The organism is Streptomyces tubercidicus (genome assembly GCF_027497495.1).
Classification (GTDB): Bacteria; Actinomycetota; Actinomycetes; order Streptomycetales; family Streptomycetaceae; genus Streptomyces; species Streptomyces tubercidicus.
In genome coordinates this window covers 538,998-556,221 of the sequence record NZ_CP114205.1, presented here as the reverse complement: position 1 = coordinate 556,221, position 17,224 = coordinate 538,998, and the positions used below count along the sequence as shown (strand labels likewise).

Here is a 17,224-nt window from a genome sequence, read left to right as displayed (position 1 = left end):
GAAGGCTCCTTCCGGGGCGCATGCAGGCTCAGGCACCGAGGCCGCCGCCGAAAAGTGCGGCCTCGTCGCCATACGGGTCCGTCTTGTCCGGCACCGGCGGGACCTCTTCGCGGTAGTTGCGGGACTGGCGAGTGAACAACCGGTGGTACGTGCCCTGTTGGGCGATGAGCTGGCGGTGGTCGCCGCGTTCGGTGATCCGGCCGTCCTCCAGCACCGCGATAGTGTCCGCGTCCCTGATCGCACCCAGCCGGTGAGAGATCAGCATGCTGGTCCGCCCGGCCCGATGCGCCCGGAGCCGAGTGTGGATCTCGTACTCGGCGTCGGGGTCAAGGCTCGATGTGGGTTCGTCCAGGACCAGCAGGTCCGCGTCAGCGCGCAGGCACAGCCGCGCGATCCCCATGCGCTGCCACTGCCCGCCCGAGAGCACGACACCGTCATCGTCGTCGTCCCAGAAGCTGCGGCTCAGCAGCGTCTCGTAGCCGCGCGGTAGCCGGGTGATGTCCTCGTGGACGCCGGCGAACCTCGCCGCCTCCTCGTACCGATCGGGCGCGTGGAGTGCGCTCAGTTCGCCGATTCCTATGTTCTCCTTCGCGCTGAGGTCATAGCGCATGGGTTCCTGAAAGGTGGCGGCGATGCGCGCGCGGAGGTCGTCGGGCGGGATGTCCCGCAGGTCGGTGCTGTCCCACAGGATCCGGCCTCGGGTCGGGTCGTAGAACCGGCAGAGCAGCTTGACCAGGGTGGACTTTCCGGATCCGTTGACACCCACGAGCGCGATGGCCGTCCCTGCCTCGATCCGCAGGCTGACGCCCCGCAGTACCCAGGGCAGCCCGTCCCCGTAGCGGAACCACACGTCCTCGAACTCGATGGCGTTGCGCAGGGGGTGGGCGGCCTGGGGGTGCTGGGGAGCGGGGATGTCGGGGCCGAGCCCGATCACGGACACATAGTGGTGGAACATCACCAGCGAGTGGTGTGCCTGGCCCAGCTCACGGGCCAGGCCGCCGATGCCGCCCTGCACGGCGGGGATCGCGGCCAACAGCATCGAGACGTCCCCGACCGTCATGTCCTGCCGCGCGGCGGCGCGCACCGCCCAGACCAAGGCCACTCCGGTAAGCACGGCCGAGGTGATCTGGAGTACGGACTGGACGCGGAGTTCCTTGCGTTCCAACAGTTCTCGGTGACTGTCGGCGGTGCGGCGCTCGGTCAGCATGCGCTCCCGGAGAAACCCACCGATGCCGTAGAGCCTGACCTCCTTCGCCGCCTCGACACTGCTGAGCAGCGTGGAGTAGAAGATCTCGCGGCGCTCTGTGGGGCTGATGGCCCAGTAGGTGCGGGCACGTTGACGGCTGAGGGCGATCTCGGCCCAGAGGACGGGGAGGCCGGAGAGCGCGACGATGGCAGCCAGGTACAGGTTGAGCACGGCGAGGGAACCGATGAAGCCGATCAGCAGGACGCCGCTGCGTGTCATGCCCGCCACGGTTTGGACCACCTGGAACGGAGTGATTCCCCCAGCCTGCTGGGCCAGTCTGAGCCGGTCGAGGAACTCCGGGTTCTCGAAGCGGCTCAGACCCGTGAAGGTGTCGACTGCGATGTGCAGCCGCTCCTGCGCCAGCAGGCTGGTCGCCCGGGTCATCCGGGCCTGGAGGTATCCCAGAACCTGGGGTGCGAGGGCCGCGACCGCACTGGCGACGGCGAGGAGCCCCGCCGGACCGGTGATGTCCTGCACGCCGGAGCCGTTGGCAAGGCGGTCCAGAATGTTCTTGACGACCCAGGTGACCACCACGGGGAGTCCGGCCGAGATCAGGGTCACGGCCAAGTGGCCGGCCAGCACCCAGGGGGCGGCGCGGAATGCGAGGCCGAGCGCCAACCGTGCGCAGCGGCTCAAGCGCTGGTCTTCGAACGGGTCGGCAGGGGTGGCGATCATGCCGATCGGGCGGGCTGACCGCCGAGCACCTCGTCGCCCACGGCCGCGACGGTGGGCCGTGCGCCTGCCGCGACCGACACTTCGAAGTGGGAGGGGAAGGCGCTCACCCCGAACGCGGTGAGGCAGGAGCCCGTGTCGTCCTCCCGCACGACTCGTGCGAAGGGTGCAAGCTGTTCGACCATCGCCAGGGCTTCGGCCTCCTCGTCGGGCCGGCCCGTCACCGAGATGACGACGGCGATCACCTGACGGACTCCTTGGAGCGCGGTGGCCATGGCGACGAAGGCGGGGAGCGTGCGTTTGCACGGCGGACACATCGGAGAGAAGAACCCCACTACCGCGCCGTCGACGAGATCCTCGTCGGTCAGCCGGGCGTCCTCGACACAGCGCGTCTCGAAGGGCCCTACGACGGCGCCTTTCGGGATACCGCCCCCTTGGGTGTCGGATGGTGTGTGGGACGAACCGTTGGTGCGTTCGTTCCGAAGTCTGCGTAACACGGCGAGAGTCAGCATCAGGTCCAGCGCGCACAAGGCGGCGACAGCCGCGAGGGCCAGGGCCAGATACACCATGAAGGTCTCCTCGGGCGAGGTCAGTGGCGGAGGGTGGTATGTGCGGTTGGCCGTCGCAGCAACGCGATCAGCTCCTCCCCGGTCACGAGGACGAGCGCGGCCACCGCACCGCCGAGCCAGGCGGTGAACTGCGCCTGCCAGACGAGTGGGCCGGGGTCCAGCGCCCCGGGGGCTGCGCCCAGAACGCCAAGGAGTAACACGGCGTTACGGGTGAGTTGGGGCGGACCGAGGGGCCCGGCCGATCCTCCAAAGCACCGACAGGACACCGGCACCCGGGAACGCAGAGCGCGGGCGACGACAAGGGTGAAGGCAGCCAACAAGACGGTGGCCAGAAGCAGTCCGGTGCTCCGGAGCGGCGGGATGAGGAGCAGGAGCGCTGTCGCCGCCTCCAGGGCGACGATGCCCTTGGCCACGGCGCCCGCCCGCCGGGTAGGCACGCGGCCCAGCACGACCACGGCCTCAGCGAACGCGGTGAGCGAGGCCGAGGTACGGACCTTGCCCACGGCAGCGGCTCCGAACACGAGAACGAGCAGCACGTTGCATGCTGCGGAGAGGAGTTCCATTGGGCCTCCCACGGAGAGACCGTGATCCGGGCCCTAACCGAGGCCGGATCACGGCCGATCATCAGTCCCGAATGTTCGGGTGGGTCAGTTCTTTGCTTCCTCGGTGATCACGACGTGCGGCGGTTCAGTCGCTGACGGTTCACCGGCAGCCGCAGCGCAGGAACACGCGGTCGTTCAGGTTGCACACGCAGACCATCTGCGTGTAGTTCGAGTAGGAGCTGCACGAACCATTGATGCAACGGGTGAAGTAGTCGTTGCAGGGGCACGACGCAGCTGCGGCCGTCTCACGCGGTACGAGCCGTTCCAGCATGCGGTCAGCCAGACCGCGCATGGTTCTCATCCTCGGACACCTCGCTTCGTTTCGTGGGTTGTCGGTCCCCGGCGGACTCAAAGGAGTCCGTCACCCAGGTCCTCCCAGCGGAACGAACACCTCCACCGGACCTGACCGACACGGTCCTCTTCGACCGCCGAGTTCGTTCGAGTGCTCAACGCGATATGCGCGGGTCAACGCAGGACCGTTGTCCCGGGCAGGCCCCTCGTCGCCCACCGTCCAAAACGGCGGGGAACGGTCCCGGGCCCTGGTGTCGGCCAGCCAGCTGCTACGACCGGTCTCCGGCCTCTCCGGGCCGACCGCGCACCCTCTCCTTTCGGGTAGTGGTTCAGCTCGTTGCGTTCGTGGATCGCTTCGGCTGGCACCCAGCGGTGCGGCCCCGTTGGAGCCGCTCGCGTCGGCGGCCTTCCACCGGACTCAGCTTCCGTGTCGAGCCGGGGCAGGCGCGACTCGTTTCGGTCTGGCCCGAAACGAGGGCGGCGGGAAGCATCATCGGCAGATGTAGGTGAGGAGGGCGGCGTGCTGCGGTTGCACTTCACTACAGAGGACCTGGCGCGGGTTTGGGTCACTGTGCTGGGTCCGCTCGCGGAGACACAGTTGAGCTTGTGGAACCTGCAGCGGCGTGACGGAAAGGCGCTGTTCGGCGGCTGGCGTGCGCGCACGGGCCCGCTTATCAGGGGCGACGGGGCGGACACCGCGAAGTTCCTCAGCTCGCCCGCCGGGGGACTGGTGGATCTCTTCACCCTTGTGGGCACGGCCGGTTGTATAGGCGAGGGCTTGGAGCGGCTGAGCAGCGCGGCGGACCAACGGCTGCGCGCGGAGTTCGGCGTACTAGCGGATACGGACAGACTGCGGGCACAGTGGCTTTACGGGGCGATGGGCGCTGACCGCGGGTCCGTGCGCCGGCTCGCCGCCGCATTGCAGAACTGCCACGAGGCGGCCGTGGCCCCGTACTGGGGTCGTATCAGCCAGCACCTGGAGGGCGAATTGGCGCGCCGCGGGCGGATCATGGTGCGGGGCGGGGTGGGGGCACTGCTGGACAGCCTGCGCCCGATGGCCGCGTGGAATCCCCCCGTGCTGGAGATCCCGGAATATCGGCCGTACCTCCACCCGGTGGCCGACTTCCACTTGGCGGGCCGCCCGCTCGTCCTGGCCCCGTCGGTGTTCTGCGGGCCAGTTCCCCAGCTGTTCGCCAACCCCGACACCGCGATCATGGTATATCCGGCCCTGAACAACCCGATCGAGGCAGCCAGCCTCTGGGCCCCCGCCGATACACGCCACATCGATGCACCAGTGCCGTCGGTCCTGTCCGCCCTTCTGGGACATACCAGGGCGGTCGTGCTGTGCACGATAGCCGACCACCCCGCGTGCACCACGACGCAGCTCGCCCGGCGAGCAGGCATCTCACCCGCGAGCGCAAGCGAACACGCCACCACGCTACGCCGTGCCGGGCTCACCACCCTCACCCGGGAGCGGAAAACCGCCCTTCATACGCTGACCCACCTTGGCATCACCCTGCTGAACACCAACAGTTCGTCCCGGCCGGCGCCTGAACGCAGACCCCGGGGAGTGGCCGCAAAGTCGCATGGATGACCAGGGAATGACAGCGGCAAGGGCGTTGGCCGAGCCATGCCGCCCCGACGTCCTCTTGGTAAGCCCGGACGGCCGCCGTCGTGCAGCCTGACGAACGGGTGATGGGAACACCGCACGCTCAAGCTGGAGATGGCAGCCGCGATCGCAAGTACAACGCTGCCTCCGGGGTCGACCCGGCCGAGTGCGCGCGTAGAGCCGGGCAGAGCATCCAGGTTTTTTCCGCTACTACGCCAAGTTCCTCGCCGAAGCACGCCATCACGCGAACCGCCTGATCGAGGACTCCATGCAGCGGTGGGACGAGTACGAGGACGCGCCAGCGGGTGCCTAAGGGCGCACCTGGCCCGGAAATGCCCCGGAACAGCTGGTCAGACATGGGCTAAGGGCGGGAGGAATCGGGAGTAAGGCTAAATTTCGTCTCGCGGCCCAGGCGTATCCCGACAAGGGCGCCTGCCGGGCATCTGCCCTGGTCAGGCGCCCTTTCTTTGCCTCTAGAAGAACCCCAGCTTCTTCGCCGAATAGCTCACCAACAAGTTCTTCGTCTGCTGATAGTGATCCAGCATCATCTTGTGGTTCTCCCTGCCGATCCCGGACTGCTTGTAGCCGCCGAAGGCCGCATGGGCCGGGTAGGCGTGGTAGCAGTTGGTCCATACGCGGCCGGCCTGGATGGCGCGGCCCGCGCGGTAGGCGGTGGAGCCGTCGCGGGTCCAGACGCCTGCGCCGAGGCCGTAGAGGGTGTCGTTGGCGATGCCGATGGCGTCGTCGAAGTTGCTGAAGGGGGCCACGGCCACCACCGGGCCGAAGATCTCCTCCTGGAAGACCCGCATCTCGTTGTTGCCCTCGAAGATCGTCGGGCGGACGTAGTAGCCGCCTTCCAGTTCGCCGCCGAGTTCGGCACGGGAGCCGCCGGTGAGGATGCGGGCGCCCTCCTTCTGGCCGATGTCCAGGTAGGAGAGGATTTTCTCCAGCTGGTCGTTGGAGGCCTGGGCGCCGATCATGGTGTCGGTGTCCAGGGGGTGGCCCTGGACGATCTTCTCCGTACGGGCCACGCCGGCCGCCAGGAAGTCCTGGTAGTGCCCGCGCTGGATGAGCGCCCGGGACGGACAGGTGCACACCTCGCCCTGGTTGAGGGCGAACATGGTGAAGCCTTCGAGGGCCTTGTCGTGGAAGTCGTCCGCGGCGGAGGAGACGTCGTCGAAGAAGATGTTGGGGCTTTTGCCGCCCAGTTCGAGCGTCACCGGGCGCAGATGCTCGGAGGCGTACTGCATGATCAGGCGGCCGGTGGTGGTCTCACCGGTGAAGGCGACCTTGGCGACCCGGGGGCTGGAGGCCAGCGGCTTGCCCGCCTCGGCGCCGAAGCCGTTGACGATGTTGACGACGCCCGGCGGCAGCAGGTCCGCGATCAGGCTCATCCAGAAGTGGATCGAGGCGGGGGTCTGTTCGGCCGGCTTGAGGACCACCGCGTTGCCCGCGGCCAGGGCCGGGGCGAGCTTCCAGGTGGCCATCAGGATGGGGAAGTTCCAGGGGATGATCTGGGCGACCACTCCGAGCGGCTCGTGGAAGTGGTAGGCGACGGTGTCTTCGTCGATCTCCGACAGCGAGCCCTCCTGGGCGCGGATGGCGCCCGCGAAGTAGCGGAAGTGGTCGATGGCGAGCGGGATATCGGCCGCCAGCGACTCCCGTACGGGCTTGCCGTTCTCCCAGCTCTCCGCGACCGCCAGGGCCTCCAGATGCTGTTCCATCCGGTCGGCGATCTTGTTGAGGACGGTGGCGCGTTCGGCGGCGGCCGTGCGGGCCCAGCCGGGGGCGGCCGCATGCGCCGCGTCCAGGGCGCGTTCGACGTCTTCGGCGGTGCCACGGGCGACCTCGGTGAACGGCGTTCCGTTGACCGGGGTCGGGTTCTCGAAGTACCGGCCCAGGGCGGGCGCCACATACTCCCCGCCGATCCAGTGGTCGTAGCGGGGCAGATAGCTCATCACGGCATCGGCGGAACCCGGGCTGGCGTAGCGGGCCATGGGGCGGCCTCCCAATCGCTTTCGGCGCGGTGCCCGCCACTCCCGTGTGACGGGCATTGAGCGCAGGCTAAAGCCGGGGAGGTTGCCTGAACGTTGCGACGCGCACGGCGTCCTGCGTACCCGCCGCACCAGGGGGGCCGCCGGTCAGGCCGTACGCCGCGCGCAGCCGGTGCGCGGTGGCGAGCGGTGCGCTGCGGGCCGGGGAGCGCTCCGGCAGGGCGTCGACCAGGGTCTCCCAGATCTCCAGGTCGTCCTCGCCCCAGGGGGTGCGCGACCACTCGCGCAGCAGACCGGGATCGCGGGCGCCGAGCAGCGCGGAGCGCATGCGGTCGGCCAGCGCGCCGCGCAGCCGCTGGACGCCGGGCGCCTCCGACAGCGGCAGCAGCGGCCCGCGGTAGACGTTCAGCGCGGTGCGCATGTCGTCGGCCGTCAGGGCATCGTCGACCGCGCTCAGATCGGTCTCTACGGGCCTGCTGAGCCGGTACGGGCGGGAGTGCAGCAGCGTGCCGACGAGCTGCCGCAGACGGGACAGCTCGGCCCGCAGGGTCACCGGGCGCATCTCGCGCTCGCCGTACAGCAGCACCGAGAGCTGATCGCCCGTCAGTCCCTCGGGATGCCGGGCCAGCAGCAGCATGATCTCGCTGTGCCGGCGGCCGAGGCGCAGCCGCTCCCCGTCCATGACCAGCAGCGCCTCGTCCCGGCCGAGCGCCGACAGGCAGACGCCCAACTCCGGTACGCCCGACGCGAGATGGGCTTCCGCGGCGCGGGCGGTGGCCTGCACCAGAGCCAGGCTGTGCGGGCTTGCCACATGGTCCCCGCCGGTGATGTCCACCGCGCCCAGCAGCCGGCCGGTCCGTGGATCGTGCAACGGGGCGGCGGCGCAGCTCCAGCGCTGCACCTGCCGGTTGTAGTGCTCGGCGGCGAAGATCTGTACGGGGTGATCGGCGGCGAGGGCGGTACCGGGGGCGTTGGTGCCGGCGTGCCGCTCGTCCCAGCGGGCGCCGACGACGAAGTTCATCCGCTCGGCACTGCGCCGCACCCCGCGGTGCCCCTCCACCCACAGCAGCCGTCCCTGGGAGTCGCAGACGGCCAGCAGATGGGCACCGTCCTGCGCGAAGCTGCCCAGCAGCTCCCGGAAGACCGGCATGACGCGGGCCAGCGGATGCCCGTCCCGGTAGGCGCCGAGCGTGGCCCCGTCCAGATCGATGGGCGCGGCGCCGTCCGCCGCCGCGTGCGCGTCGGCGGAACGGCGCCAGGAGTCGGCGACCACCCGGCGGACCGGCGGCGCGACGGTCCCGTCGGCCAGGAAGGCGGCATGGGCCCTGCGCACCGTACGGGTGCGCTCCACCGGATCGGCTCCGGTCTCCATCGCCAGCCAAGGGTTGACCACGTGTCACCTCTTCGATGCGCTCCTGCCCCCGTAGGGCCGATGGTGCTCGTACCGGGCGGGGCAGTAAACCCGTGCGTCGCGCCGGGCCACCATCGAGGAGCGGGTGCCGAACGGGCGTGCGCCTCCCGCCCCGGCCGCCCAGGGGGAGGCGCCGGACGACGCACGGGCGGAAGGCCGCCGCCTCCCGCCCGACTCCGCGCCGTTTGCGGCTACTTGATCGCCTTGATCAGCTCACCGTTGGCGGTGTCGCCGCTCAGCTCCCAGAAGAACGTGCCGCCCAGCCCCTGCGCGTCCTTGAAGGCCATCTTCGCGCCGATGGTCTCCGGGGTGTCATAGCTCCACCACTGGTCGCCGCACTTGGCGTAGGCGGTGCCGCCCACCTTGCCGGTGGCCGGGCAGCGGCTCTTGAGCACCTTGTAGTCGTCGATGCCGGCCTCGTACTTGCCCGGTGCCGCGCCGGTCGCCGTACCGCCCGGTGCGTCCTGGGTGACGCCCGACCAGCCACGGCCGTAGAAGCCGATGCCCAGCAGCAGCTTGCTCGCCGGGACGCCCAGGCCCTTGAGCTTGGCGAGGGTGTCGGTGCTGTTGAACCCGGCCTTCGGGATGCCGCTGTACGAGGTCAGCGGGGAGTGCGGAGCCGTCGGGCCCTTGGCGTCCCAGGCGCCGAAGTAGTCGTAGGTCATGGGGTTGTACCAGTCGACGTACTGGGCCGCGCCCGCGTAATCGGCGGCGTCGATCTTGCCCCCGGCCGAGGCGTCCGCGGTGATCGCGGCGGTCACCAGATTGCTCTGGCCGAACTTCGACCGCAGCGCCTTCAGCACGTTGGTGAAGGCGTCCCGGCCGCTGGTGTCGCAGGTCAGACCGCAGGCGTTGGGGTACTCCCAGTCGATGTCGATGCCGTCGAAGACATCCGCCCAGCGCTTGTCCTCGACCAGGTCGTAGCAGGACTGCGCGAAGGCGGCCGGGTTCTTGGCGGCCTCGCCGAAGCCGCCCGACCAGGTCCAGCCGCCGAACGACCAGATCACCTTGAGGTTCGGGTGCAGCTTCTTGAGCTTTCTGAGCTGGTAGAAGTTGCCGCGCAGTGCGCCGTTGTCCCAGGTGTCCGCCGCACCGTCGACGCTCTGGTCGGCGGTGTAGGCCTTGTCGTAGTCGGCGTAGGAGTCGCCGATGGCGCATTTGCCGCCCTGGACATTGCCGAAGGCGTAGTTGATGTGGGTCAGTTTGGCCGCCGAGCCCGAGGTCTCGATGTTCTTGACGTGGTAATTGCGGTCGTACACACCCCAGTTGGTGAAGTATCCGACGACCTTGCCGCCCGCCGCGGCGGGTGCCGCCGGGGCCGGGTCGCCCGGTGCGGTGGGGGCGTTCGCGGGGCTGGCGGAGGCCGGTCCGGCGAGCAGGGTGCCGGCCAGGGCGGCCGTACACAGCGCGGTGGCGGCGGCGATCACTGTGCGCGGTGACCGTATCCGGTGCGGTCTGAGCATGTCGTCTCCTCGGTGGGGGAGGGGGAGAGCCTGACCTGCGTTCCGAATGGGCATGAACGCGTGGAACGTTGGGGGAGAAGGTAGAAGGACTAGACCAGTCAGTCAATGGTTCGGACCAATTTCCCGGCGGTTGCGGTGCCGGGGGCCGGATCTCCGCAGTCCGTGATGATCAACCCGTGACGCGGAGCCGCCGATCGGGCATACTCCTAGCGCCACAGTCGCAGGTCATCGCCATCCGAGACCCGGAACGCGATCATCGGCCTGGCATCACGGAAACCGGCGCCGCCGCCCACCCCGCGCGTGTCGCCGCAGCGCCCGACAGGGAGGAGAGCGCCGCCATGACCGAGTACGGCCCCCGGCCGGTGGACCGCAGGCTGCCCACCGAAGAAGCCCGTGACCTGCTGACGCTCGTACGCGAGCTCGCCGATCGCGAAATCCGGCCGACGGCCGCCGAGGAGGAGGACGCCGGCCATTTCCCGCGCGCGACCTTCACCCTGCTGTCGGAAGCCGGACTGCTGTCGCTGCCCTACGACGAGGAATTCGGCGGTGGCGGCCAGCCCTACGAGGTGTACCTCCAGGTTCTGGAGGAGCTCGCCGCCGCCCGGCTCACCGTCGGCCTCGGCGTCAGCGTGCACACTCTCGCCTGTCATGCCCTTGCCGGATACGGCAGCAAGGAGCAGCGCGCCGAACACCTTCCGGACATGCTCGGTGGTGGACTCCTCGGTGCTTACTGCCTCTCCGAGCCCTCCTCGGGCTCCGATGCCGCCTCCCTGACCACCCGGGCCACCCGGGACGGCGAGGTCTGGACGCTGGAGGGCACCAAGGCCTGGACCACCCACGGCGGCGTGGCCGACTTCTACACCGTGCTGGCCCGCACCGGCGGCAGCGGTGCCCATGGCATCACCGCGTTCCTCGTGCCCGGCGACACCAAGGGGCTGAGCGCCGCGGTACCGGAGCGCAAGATGGGCATGAAGGGCTCCCCGACCGCCCAGCTGCACTTCGACGCCGTGCAGATCCCCGACTCCCGCCGTATCGGGGACGAGGGGCAGGGCTTCGCCATCGCCCTGTCCGCCCTGGACTCCGGGCGCCTGGGCATCGCGGCCTGCGCCATCGGCGTCGCCCAGGCGGCGCTGGACGAGGCGCTCACGTACACCGCCGAGCGCCGGCAATTCGGCCGCCCGATCGTCGACTTCCAGGGTCTGCGCTTCATGCTCGCCGACATGGCGACGCAGATCGAGGCGGGCCGCGCGCTCTACCTCACCGCCGCCCGGCTGCGCGACGCCGGTCTGGCGTTCTCCAAGGAAGCGGCGATGGCCAAGCTGTTCTGCACCGACACCGCGATGCGGGTGACCACCGACGCCGTCCAGCTCCTCGGCGGCTACGGCTACACCCTCGACTTCCCGGCCGAGCGCTATATGCGGGAGGCCAAGGTGCTGCAGATCGTCGAGGGCACCAACCAGATCCAGCGGATGGTCATCGCCCGCCATCTCGCGGGCCCCGAGCAGCGCTGAGCGGGCCGGGGCGGGCGGGGACGTCCCTGCCCGCCCCGCCCTCCGGGTGTCTCACCAGCCCCTGACGGACCAAGTGACGGTAATAGCCATTAGGCCCCAGCACCCCCTACCTTCCCCTCCGGGTCTGGTCGTCCGTTCAGAGCTGACGTACCGTCAACTCCTGCCCGTGGGCGTCGTATCCGGGGGACGCCCGGCCGCCCGCGCGCCCAGGAGGAGACCGTGCCCGATCGCCCCATCGCGCTCGACGAGTACCCCATCCACCAGGTCCCGCTGTCCCTGCGGCATGTCGCCACCGGCGACCGCAACGCCTACGACCGCTGCATCTTCCATGTCATGGACCACTCCGGCCGCGCCCTGCTGATCGCCGGCCTCGGCGTCTATCCCAACACCGGTGTCATCGACGCCTACGCCACCCTCCGCCTCGGCGACCGGCTCCATGCCGTACGGGCCTCCGACGCGCTCACCGACGACCGGCTCGCGCTCACCGTCGGCCCGCTCACCATCACCGTCGAGGAACCGCTCACCCGCCTGCGGCTGACCTGCGCCGCGGACCCCGGTGACCCGGACGGCCTGGCCTACGACCTGACCTGGCACGCGGCGTTCCCCGCCACCTGGGAGCCGCACCACGCCCAGTACCGCGGCGACCGGCTGATGCTGGAGGGCCGCCGGTTCGTCCAGGCGGGCACCTGCACCGGCCGCATCCGCGTCGCCGGACAGGAGATCGCCGTCACGGCGGGGGAGTGGACCGGCACCCGCGACCGCAGCTGGGGCGTCCGCCCGATTCCCGGCGAGGACGGCGGACGGGCCGCGGAGGAGATGCGGCCCGAGGGCTTCCACTGGGTCTGGTGCCCGGTGCGCTTCGATGACCGCTTCGTGATGGTCATCGTCCAGGAGGACGCCGACGGCTATCGCACCCTGAACGAGGCCCTCGTGGTCCACGACGACGGCCGTGAGGTCCAACTCGGCTGGCCGCATACGGACATCGGCTACCGCGCCGGCACCCGCCACCCCGAACGCGCCGTCATCCACCTCACCGGCCCCGGCCGCAGACCCCAGGAACTCACCGCCGAAATCCTCACCTCCTCGCCCCTCGCCCTCGGCGCCGGCTATGCCCCCGCCGACGACTGGCAGCACGGCACCTGGCGGGGCCGCGGCTGGACCGACCGCCGCAGCTACGACCTCACCGACCCGGCGGCTCATCCGCTCGCCGCCTACGGAGTCACCGACCACGCCGCCCGCTTCACCCTCGACGGCCGGACCGGCTACGGCATCTTCGAGCACGGCAGCTTCGGCCGGCACGATCCCAGCGGCTTCACCGGCTATGACTCCGTCGCACGGGAGGCCGGCCGATGACGGCGCCTCCGCCGCCCGCCGCCACCCCCGGCGGAAACCACCCCGAAGGGGCGCCCGCGGGGCGCCGCCCCCGCACCACCACCCGCGACCCCGAAGCCCTCACCCACCGGCTCACCGCCTGGCTCGGCACCCGGCTGCCCGGCGCCCGCGCCGTCGCCGCGACCGTCCCGGACTCCAACGGCATGTCCAGCGAGACACTGCTCTTCGACATCGACCGCCCCGAGCCGCCGCCCGGCCTCCCGGCCACGCCCGGCCAGGGAACGGCGCCCCTCGCCTGCGCGCTGCGACTCGCCGCAGACCCCGCCGCGTACAGCGTCTTCCCCCGGTACGACATGGCCCGCCAGTACCGCACCATGCGCCTGGTCGCCGCCCGCACCGACCTCCCGGTGCCGCGCACCTTCTGGCTGGAGGAGGACCCGGCACACCTCGGCGCACCGTTCTTCGTCATGGCCCGCGCCGAGGGCCGCGTCCCACCGGACGTCATGCCCTATACGTACGAGGGGAATTGGCTCCACGGTGCCACCGACGCCCAGCGCGACCACCTGGAAGCCGCCAGCGTCTCGGTCCTCGCCAGGCTGCACGACCAAGTCCCGCCCGCCGAGGCCGACTTCCTCGCCACCCCCGGCACCGGAAGCGCGCTGCACCGTCATGTCGAGGCCCAACGCGCCTACTACACCTGGGTCGTTGACGGCCGCCCGCGCTCCCCGCTCATCGAGCGCGGCTTCGCCCGGCTGGCCGACCACTGGCCGTCAGACCCCGGCGAGACCGTGCTGAGCTGGGGCGACGCCCGGATCGGCAATATCGTCTACGACGGATTCGAACCGGCCGCCGTCCTCGACTGGGAGATGGCCGCCCTCGGGCCCCGCGAACTCGACCTGGGCTGGCTGGTCTATCTCCACCGCTTCTTCCAGGACCTCGCCGAAGCCGGCGGCCAACGGGGACTGCCCGGCCTTCTGACCCGCGACCGTGTCGAGAGCCGCTATGCCGCTCTCACCGGACACCCGCCCCGCGAAATGGACTTCCACACCCTCTACGCGGCCCTGCGGCACGCCATCGTGATGCTGCGAGTGGCCTACCGCCAGGTCCACTTCGGTGAGGTGCCGGTCCCGGAGGACGCCGATGCGCTGATCCTCCACCGGGAAGCGCTGGAGGCGATGATCGAGGGCCGCTACTGGTGAGCGCGGCCCCTCGTGAAGCGTGCGGGCCCTGAAGGCCCTGGAGGCTTTTCAGGCGCGCGGGCGCATCCGCGGCACCCGGACCGGCCGGGTGCCGGGTCCGCCGATGTGCGAGAACGGCTGACGGCGCCAGTCCAGGCTCTCCGGGAGCGTCAGCAGCATCGCCGCGTCCTGCTCCTGGGCGTCCAGCGTGTCCTCGGTCTCCGGCGCCTCGGATACCGCCCGGCCGGAGCCCTGGCACACCGTCAGCCCGAACGGGTTCCACGGCGAGGCGCACAGGGCGTGCTCCGGAAGTCTGTCCTCGTCCGCCAGCAGCGCGATCGGCTGCAGGCAGTCGGGGCAGGTCACTCGGTAGATCTCATAGGTGTCGAAAGAGTCGTACGCACCGTCGTCGCCGGAGATGCCGGAACTGTCGCCCTCCTGGGCGTCCATGTTCTCGGCAGCGGAGTCCTGCTTAAGGCGTCGCATGATGTCCATCCCCCTCGGGTGGGCCAGTCGTACCGCTGACTTCCTGTGACGGGCGGTCCCGGCCACCAGCAGCAATTCCCTTCATGCCGCACGCATAATCGCCGGCACCCCATCGACACCGGATCACCTGTGTGGCATTGGTCACACGACCCGGCGCAAAGGGGTCCACGATCCGGCGCGCGGTGCGCATACGCGCCCGCGCGCAGTAGGTTGAGCGGGTGGAGGAGTTGGACCGACAAATCGTGGATCTGCTCGTCAAGGACGGGCGGATGAGCTACACCGACCTGGGCAAGGCCACCGGCCTGTCCACTTCGGCGGTGCACCAACGGGTGCGCCGCCTGGAGCAGCGCGGTGTCATCAGGGGCTATGCCGCCATCGTGGACCCCGAAGCGGTGGGGCTGCCGCTCACCGCCTTCATCTCGGTCAAACCCTTCGACCCCAGCGCGCCGGACGATATCGCCGACCGCCTGGCCGAGGTCCCCGAGCTGGAGGCCTGCCACAGCGTCGCGGGCGATGAGAACTACATCCTCAAGGTGCGGGTCGCCACCCCCTTGGAGCTGGAGCATCTGCTCACCCGCATACGGACCCTCGCCGGTGTCTCGACCCGCACCACGGTCGTGCTCTCCACGCCCTACGAGGCCCGTCCGCCGCGCATCTGACCGGTGATCGCCCCCCTGCGCGCGGCCCGTCCGCGCCAGGGGCCAAACTGTCCGGTATGAGCGAGCACACCCCCGATCCGGCCCGACAGCACCCCAACGGCCCGGCCCGTCCCCGTACGGTCCTGCTGCGCGGCGGTGAGGTGCACAGCCCCGCCGACCCCTTCGCCACCGCCATGGTCGTCGAAGGCGACCGCATCGCCTGGGTCGGTGAGGAGGGCGCGGCCGACTCCTTCGCCGAAGGGGTCGACGAGGTCATCCCGCTCGACGGTGCGCTGGTCACCCCGGCGTTCACGGACGCACATGTGCACACCACCGCGACGGGGCTCGCGCTCACCGGACTCGACCTGTCCGGTGCCGGCACGCTGTCCGATGCACTGACCCGTATCCGCGGATACGCGGCCGCGCGGCAGGCGGACCGGATTCTGCTCGGGCACGGCTGGGACGCCAGCGCCTGGCCGGAGGGCCGCCCGCCGTCCCGCGTGGAACTGGACGCGGCCACCGGCGGCCGGCCGCTCTACCTCACCCGGGTGGATGTGCACTCCGCGGTGGTGACGACGGCGCTGCTCGATCTGGTCCCCGGCGTGCGCGAACTGGCCGGCTTCCGGGCCGACGCCCCGCTGACCGGTGACGCCCACCACGCGGTGCGCCAGGCCGCGTACGCCACTGTCACCCCCGCCCAGCGCGCCGAGGCCCAGCGGGCCACGCTCGCCCGCGCCGCCTCGCTCGGCATCGGCAGCCTGCACGAGTGCGCGGGCCCGGACATCTCCGGGGAGGACGACTTCACGGCGCTGCTCGCCCTGGCCCGGGAGGGGAACGGCCCGCGCGTCGTCGGCTACTGGGCCGAGACGGTCGCGACCGCAAAGGACGCCCAGCGGATCCGGGAACTCGGGGCCATCGGCGCCGCGGGCGACCTCTTCGCCGACGGCTCGCTCGGCTCGCACACCGCCCATCTGCACGCCCCGTACGCGGATTCCCCCAGCCACACCGGCGCCGCGCACCTCGACGCCGAGGCAGTCGCCGCCCATGTCGCCGCCTGCACCGAGGCCGGACTCCAGGCCGGCTTCCACGCCATCGGGGACGCGGCCCTGACCGGCGTCGTCGACGGCGTACGGGCCGCAGCCGAGCGCGTCGGCCTGGACCGGATCCGGGCCGCCCGGCACCGCGTCGAGCACGCCGAAATGCTCACCGAGCGCACCATCGCCGGCTTCGCCGACCTCGCCCTGACCGCCTCCGTCCAGCCCGCCTTCGACGCGGCATGGGGCGGCGAGGACGGCATGTACGCGGCCCGGCTCGGCGCCGACCGTGCCCGCACCCTCAACCCGTACGCCGCGCTGCTCAAGGCCGGGGTCCCGCTCGCCCTCGGATCCGACAGCCCGGTCACCCCGCTCGACCCCTGGGGCACCGTACGGGCCGCCGTCTTCCACCGCACCCGCGCCCATGGCATCTCCGCCCGCGCCGCGTTCACCGCCCACACCCGCGGCGGCTGGCGCGCCATCGGCCGGGACGACGCGGGCGTCCTGGTGCCCGGCGCCCCCGCCGACTACGCGGTCTGGCGCACCGGCGAACTGCTCGTCCAGGCCCCCGATGAGCGGGTGGAGCGCTGGTCCACCGACCCCCGCTCCGGTACCCCCGGCCTGCCCGATCTCACCCCCGGCAACGACCTCCCGGTCTGCCTGCGGACGGTCGTTGGCGGGCGAACGGTCTTCGGACCGCCGAACGAGTGACATCGGGCAGGCAGGTGCCACCACGGACCGTGCTTGCTGCTCCTTGGCCCAGCGGCGGGCGCTCGCGGCTGACCTGGGGCGACGCGAAAACGACGCAGGCGGAGCACCTGTTGACAGCAGGCGGTCGGCGGCCGGTAGGTTCGGCCGAGTCCACCACAGGACGTCCGACCGGTAGATCTCCGCGCAGTCGTCGAACGCAGCTGGGCCATGGGGCGGTGCGCCACTGGGGCACACCGCCACTGGGAGCCAGGTCCAGGACCCGCGGCACGGGGCGATGGAAGGTTTCGGCTGGTCGGCGGGTGCGACCCGGGTGGGGCCCGGACGCTCAGTAGACAACGGCTTTCGGTCGACCCGCAGCCAGCGGGTCCCAGGTCGGCCCGAAGGGCGCCGGGCCCCTATCCGCACCGCACCGCATCCCTCCGCCTCCCTCCCCGGAGGCCCCTTCACCTTTTGTGCACCCCGCATCCGCAATCCCGG

General features: G+C 70.8%; 14 protein-coding genes. 6 read left to right on the top strand and 8 right to left on the bottom strand.

Features of this window, described 5'->3' with window-relative positions; all coding sequences use genetic code 11:
• Nucleotides 1-28: 28 nt before the first annotated feature.
• The 4 genes from STRTU_RS02530 to STRTU_RS02515 all read right to left on the bottom strand — a co-directional run bounded on the left by STRTU_RS02530 (nucleotide 29) and on the right by STRTU_RS02515 (nucleotide 3,390).
• Nucleotides 29-1,921, bottom strand: coding sequence for an ABC transporter ATP-binding protein (locus STRTU_RS02530; RefSeq protein ID WP_159742021.1), 1,893 nt, complete (start codon nucleotides 1,919-1,921; stop codon nucleotides 29-31).
• Nucleotides 1,918-2,487, bottom strand: a complete 570-nt coding sequence (locus STRTU_RS02525; RefSeq protein ID WP_159742020.1) for a thioredoxin domain-containing protein — start codon at nucleotides 2,485-2,487, stop codon at nucleotides 1,918-1,920. Before STRTU_RS02525 ends, STRTU_RS02530 begins: the two co-directional genes overlap by 4 nt.
• 20 nt (nucleotides 2,488-2,507) lie before the next feature.
• Nucleotides 2,508-3,062, bottom strand: coding sequence for a MauE/DoxX family redox-associated membrane protein (locus STRTU_RS02520; protein ID WP_159742019.1), 555 nt, complete (start codon nucleotides 3,060-3,062; stop codon nucleotides 2,508-2,510).
• Nucleotides 3,063-3,189: 127 nt separating this feature from the next.
• A complete protein-coding gene (locus STRTU_RS02515; RefSeq protein ID WP_159742018.1) occupies nucleotides 3,190-3,390 on the bottom strand; it encodes a hypothetical protein in 201 nt (66 codons plus the stop codon).
• Between the two features lie 510 nt (nucleotides 3,391-3,900).
• Here STRTU_RS02515 and STRTU_RS02510 point away from each other — a divergent pair.
• Nucleotides 3,901-4,974, top strand: coding sequence for a winged helix-turn-helix domain-containing protein (locus STRTU_RS02510; protein ID WP_159742017.1), 1,074 nt, complete (start codon nucleotides 3,901-3,903; stop codon nucleotides 4,972-4,974).
• Nucleotides 4,975-5,462: 488 nt separating this feature from the next.
• On the opposite strand, the gene exaC is transcribed toward STRTU_RS02510, so the two are convergent.
• The 3 genes from exaC to STRTU_RS02495 all read right to left on the bottom strand — a co-directional run bounded on the left by exaC (nucleotide 5,463) and on the right by STRTU_RS02495 (nucleotide 9,857).
• Complete coding sequence (gene exaC / locus STRTU_RS02505; protein WP_159742016.1) at nucleotides 5,463-6,986, bottom strand: acetaldehyde dehydrogenase ExaC; 1,524 nt, start codon at nucleotides 6,984-6,986, stop codon at nucleotides 5,463-5,465.
• Between the two features lie 67 nt (nucleotides 6,987-7,053).
• Nucleotides 7,054-8,376 (bottom strand): GAF domain-containing protein, encoded by a 1,323-nt coding sequence (locus STRTU_RS02500; RefSeq protein WP_159742015.1) that lies wholly within the window; start codon nucleotides 8,374-8,376, stop codon nucleotides 7,054-7,056.
• Between the two features lie 209 nt (nucleotides 8,377-8,585).
• Nucleotides 8,586-9,857: a glycoside hydrolase family 18 protein gene (locus tag STRTU_RS02495; RefSeq protein ID WP_159742014.1), complete on the bottom strand. Its 1,272-nt coding sequence runs from the start codon at nucleotides 9,855-9,857 to the stop codon at nucleotides 8,586-8,588.
• A 338-nt stretch (nucleotides 9,858-10,195) separates the two neighbouring features.
• Here STRTU_RS02495 and STRTU_RS02490 point away from each other — a divergent pair, with 338 nt between their 5' ends.
• The 3 genes from STRTU_RS02490 (at nucleotide 10,196) to STRTU_RS02480 (ending at nucleotide 13,899) form a co-directional block, all read left to right on the top strand.
• Nucleotides 10,196-11,368, top strand: a complete 1,173-nt coding sequence (locus tag STRTU_RS02490; protein WP_159742013.1) for an acyl-CoA dehydrogenase family protein — start codon at nucleotides 10,196-10,198, stop codon at nucleotides 11,366-11,368.
• A gap of 219 nt (nucleotides 11,369-11,587) precedes the next feature.
• Entirely contained in the window at nucleotides 11,588-12,721 is a 1,134-nt protein-coding gene (locus STRTU_RS02485) for an Rv3169 family protein (protein ID WP_159742012.1), read from the top strand.
• Entirely contained in the window at nucleotides 12,718-13,899 is a 1,182-nt protein-coding gene (locus STRTU_RS02480) for a phosphotransferase family protein (RefSeq protein WP_159742011.1), read from the top strand. The genes STRTU_RS02485 and STRTU_RS02480 overlap by 4 nt, the downstream gene beginning before the upstream one ends.
• A 48-nt stretch (nucleotides 13,900-13,947) precedes the next feature.
• On the opposite strand, the gene STRTU_RS02475 is transcribed toward STRTU_RS02480, so the two are convergent.
• Complete coding sequence (locus tag STRTU_RS02475; RefSeq protein ID WP_174878797.1) at nucleotides 13,948-14,373, bottom strand: hypothetical protein; 426 nt, start codon at nucleotides 14,371-14,373, stop codon at nucleotides 13,948-13,950.
• A gap of 209 nt (nucleotides 14,374-14,582) precedes the next feature.
• Here STRTU_RS02475 and STRTU_RS02470 point away from each other — a divergent pair, with 209 nt between their 5' ends.
• Nucleotides 14,583-15,023 carry an Lrp/AsnC family transcriptional regulator gene (locus STRTU_RS02470; protein WP_026170119.1) on the top strand — a complete coding sequence of 147 codons (441 nt, stop codon included), beginning with the start codon at nucleotides 14,583-14,585 and terminating at the stop codon, nucleotides 15,021-15,023.
• A gap of 56 nt (nucleotides 15,024-15,079) precedes the next feature.
• Complete coding sequence (locus STRTU_RS02465; protein WP_159742009.1) at nucleotides 15,080-16,747, top strand: amidohydrolase; 1,668 nt, start codon at nucleotides 15,080-15,082, stop codon at nucleotides 16,745-16,747.
• The last annotated feature ends 477 nt before the right edge of the window (nucleotides 16,748-17,224 follow it).

Excerpts from the sequence above, each read along its gene's own strand:
- STRTU_RS02530 (WP_159742021.1), bottom strand. The coding sequence starts at position 1,921 with ATGATCGCCACCCCTGCCGACCCGTTCGAAGACCAGCGCTTGAGCCGC.
- STRTU_RS02525 (WP_159742020.1), bottom strand. The coding sequence starts at position 2,487 with ATGGTGTATCTGGCCCTGGCCCTCGCGGCTGTCGCCGCCTTGTGCGCG.
- STRTU_RS02515 (WP_159742018.1), bottom strand. The coding sequence starts at position 3,390 with ATGAGAACCATGCGCGGTCTGGCTGACCGCATGCTGGAACGGCTCGTA.
- exaC (WP_159742016.1), bottom strand. The coding sequence starts at position 6,986 with ATGGCCCGCTACGCCAGCCCGGGTTCCGCCGATGCCGTGATGAGCTAT.
- STRTU_RS02495 (WP_159742014.1), bottom strand. The coding sequence starts at position 9,857 with ATGCTCAGACCGCACCGGATACGGTCACCGCGCACAGTGATCGCCGCC.
- STRTU_RS02490 (WP_159742013.1), top strand. The coding sequence starts at position 10,196 with ATGACCGAGTACGGCCCCCGGCCGGTGGACCGCAGGCTGCCCACCGAA.
- STRTU_RS02480 (WP_159742011.1), top strand. The coding sequence starts at position 12,718 with ATGACGGCGCCTCCGCCGCCCGCCGCCACCCCCGGCGGAAACCACCCC.
- STRTU_RS02475 (WP_174878797.1), bottom strand. The coding sequence starts at position 14,373 with ATGGACATCATGCGACGCCTTAAGCAGGACTCCGCTGCCGAGAACATG.
- STRTU_RS02465 (WP_159742009.1), top strand. The coding sequence starts at position 15,080 with ATGAGCGAGCACACCCCCGATCCGGCCCGACAGCACCCCAACGGCCCG.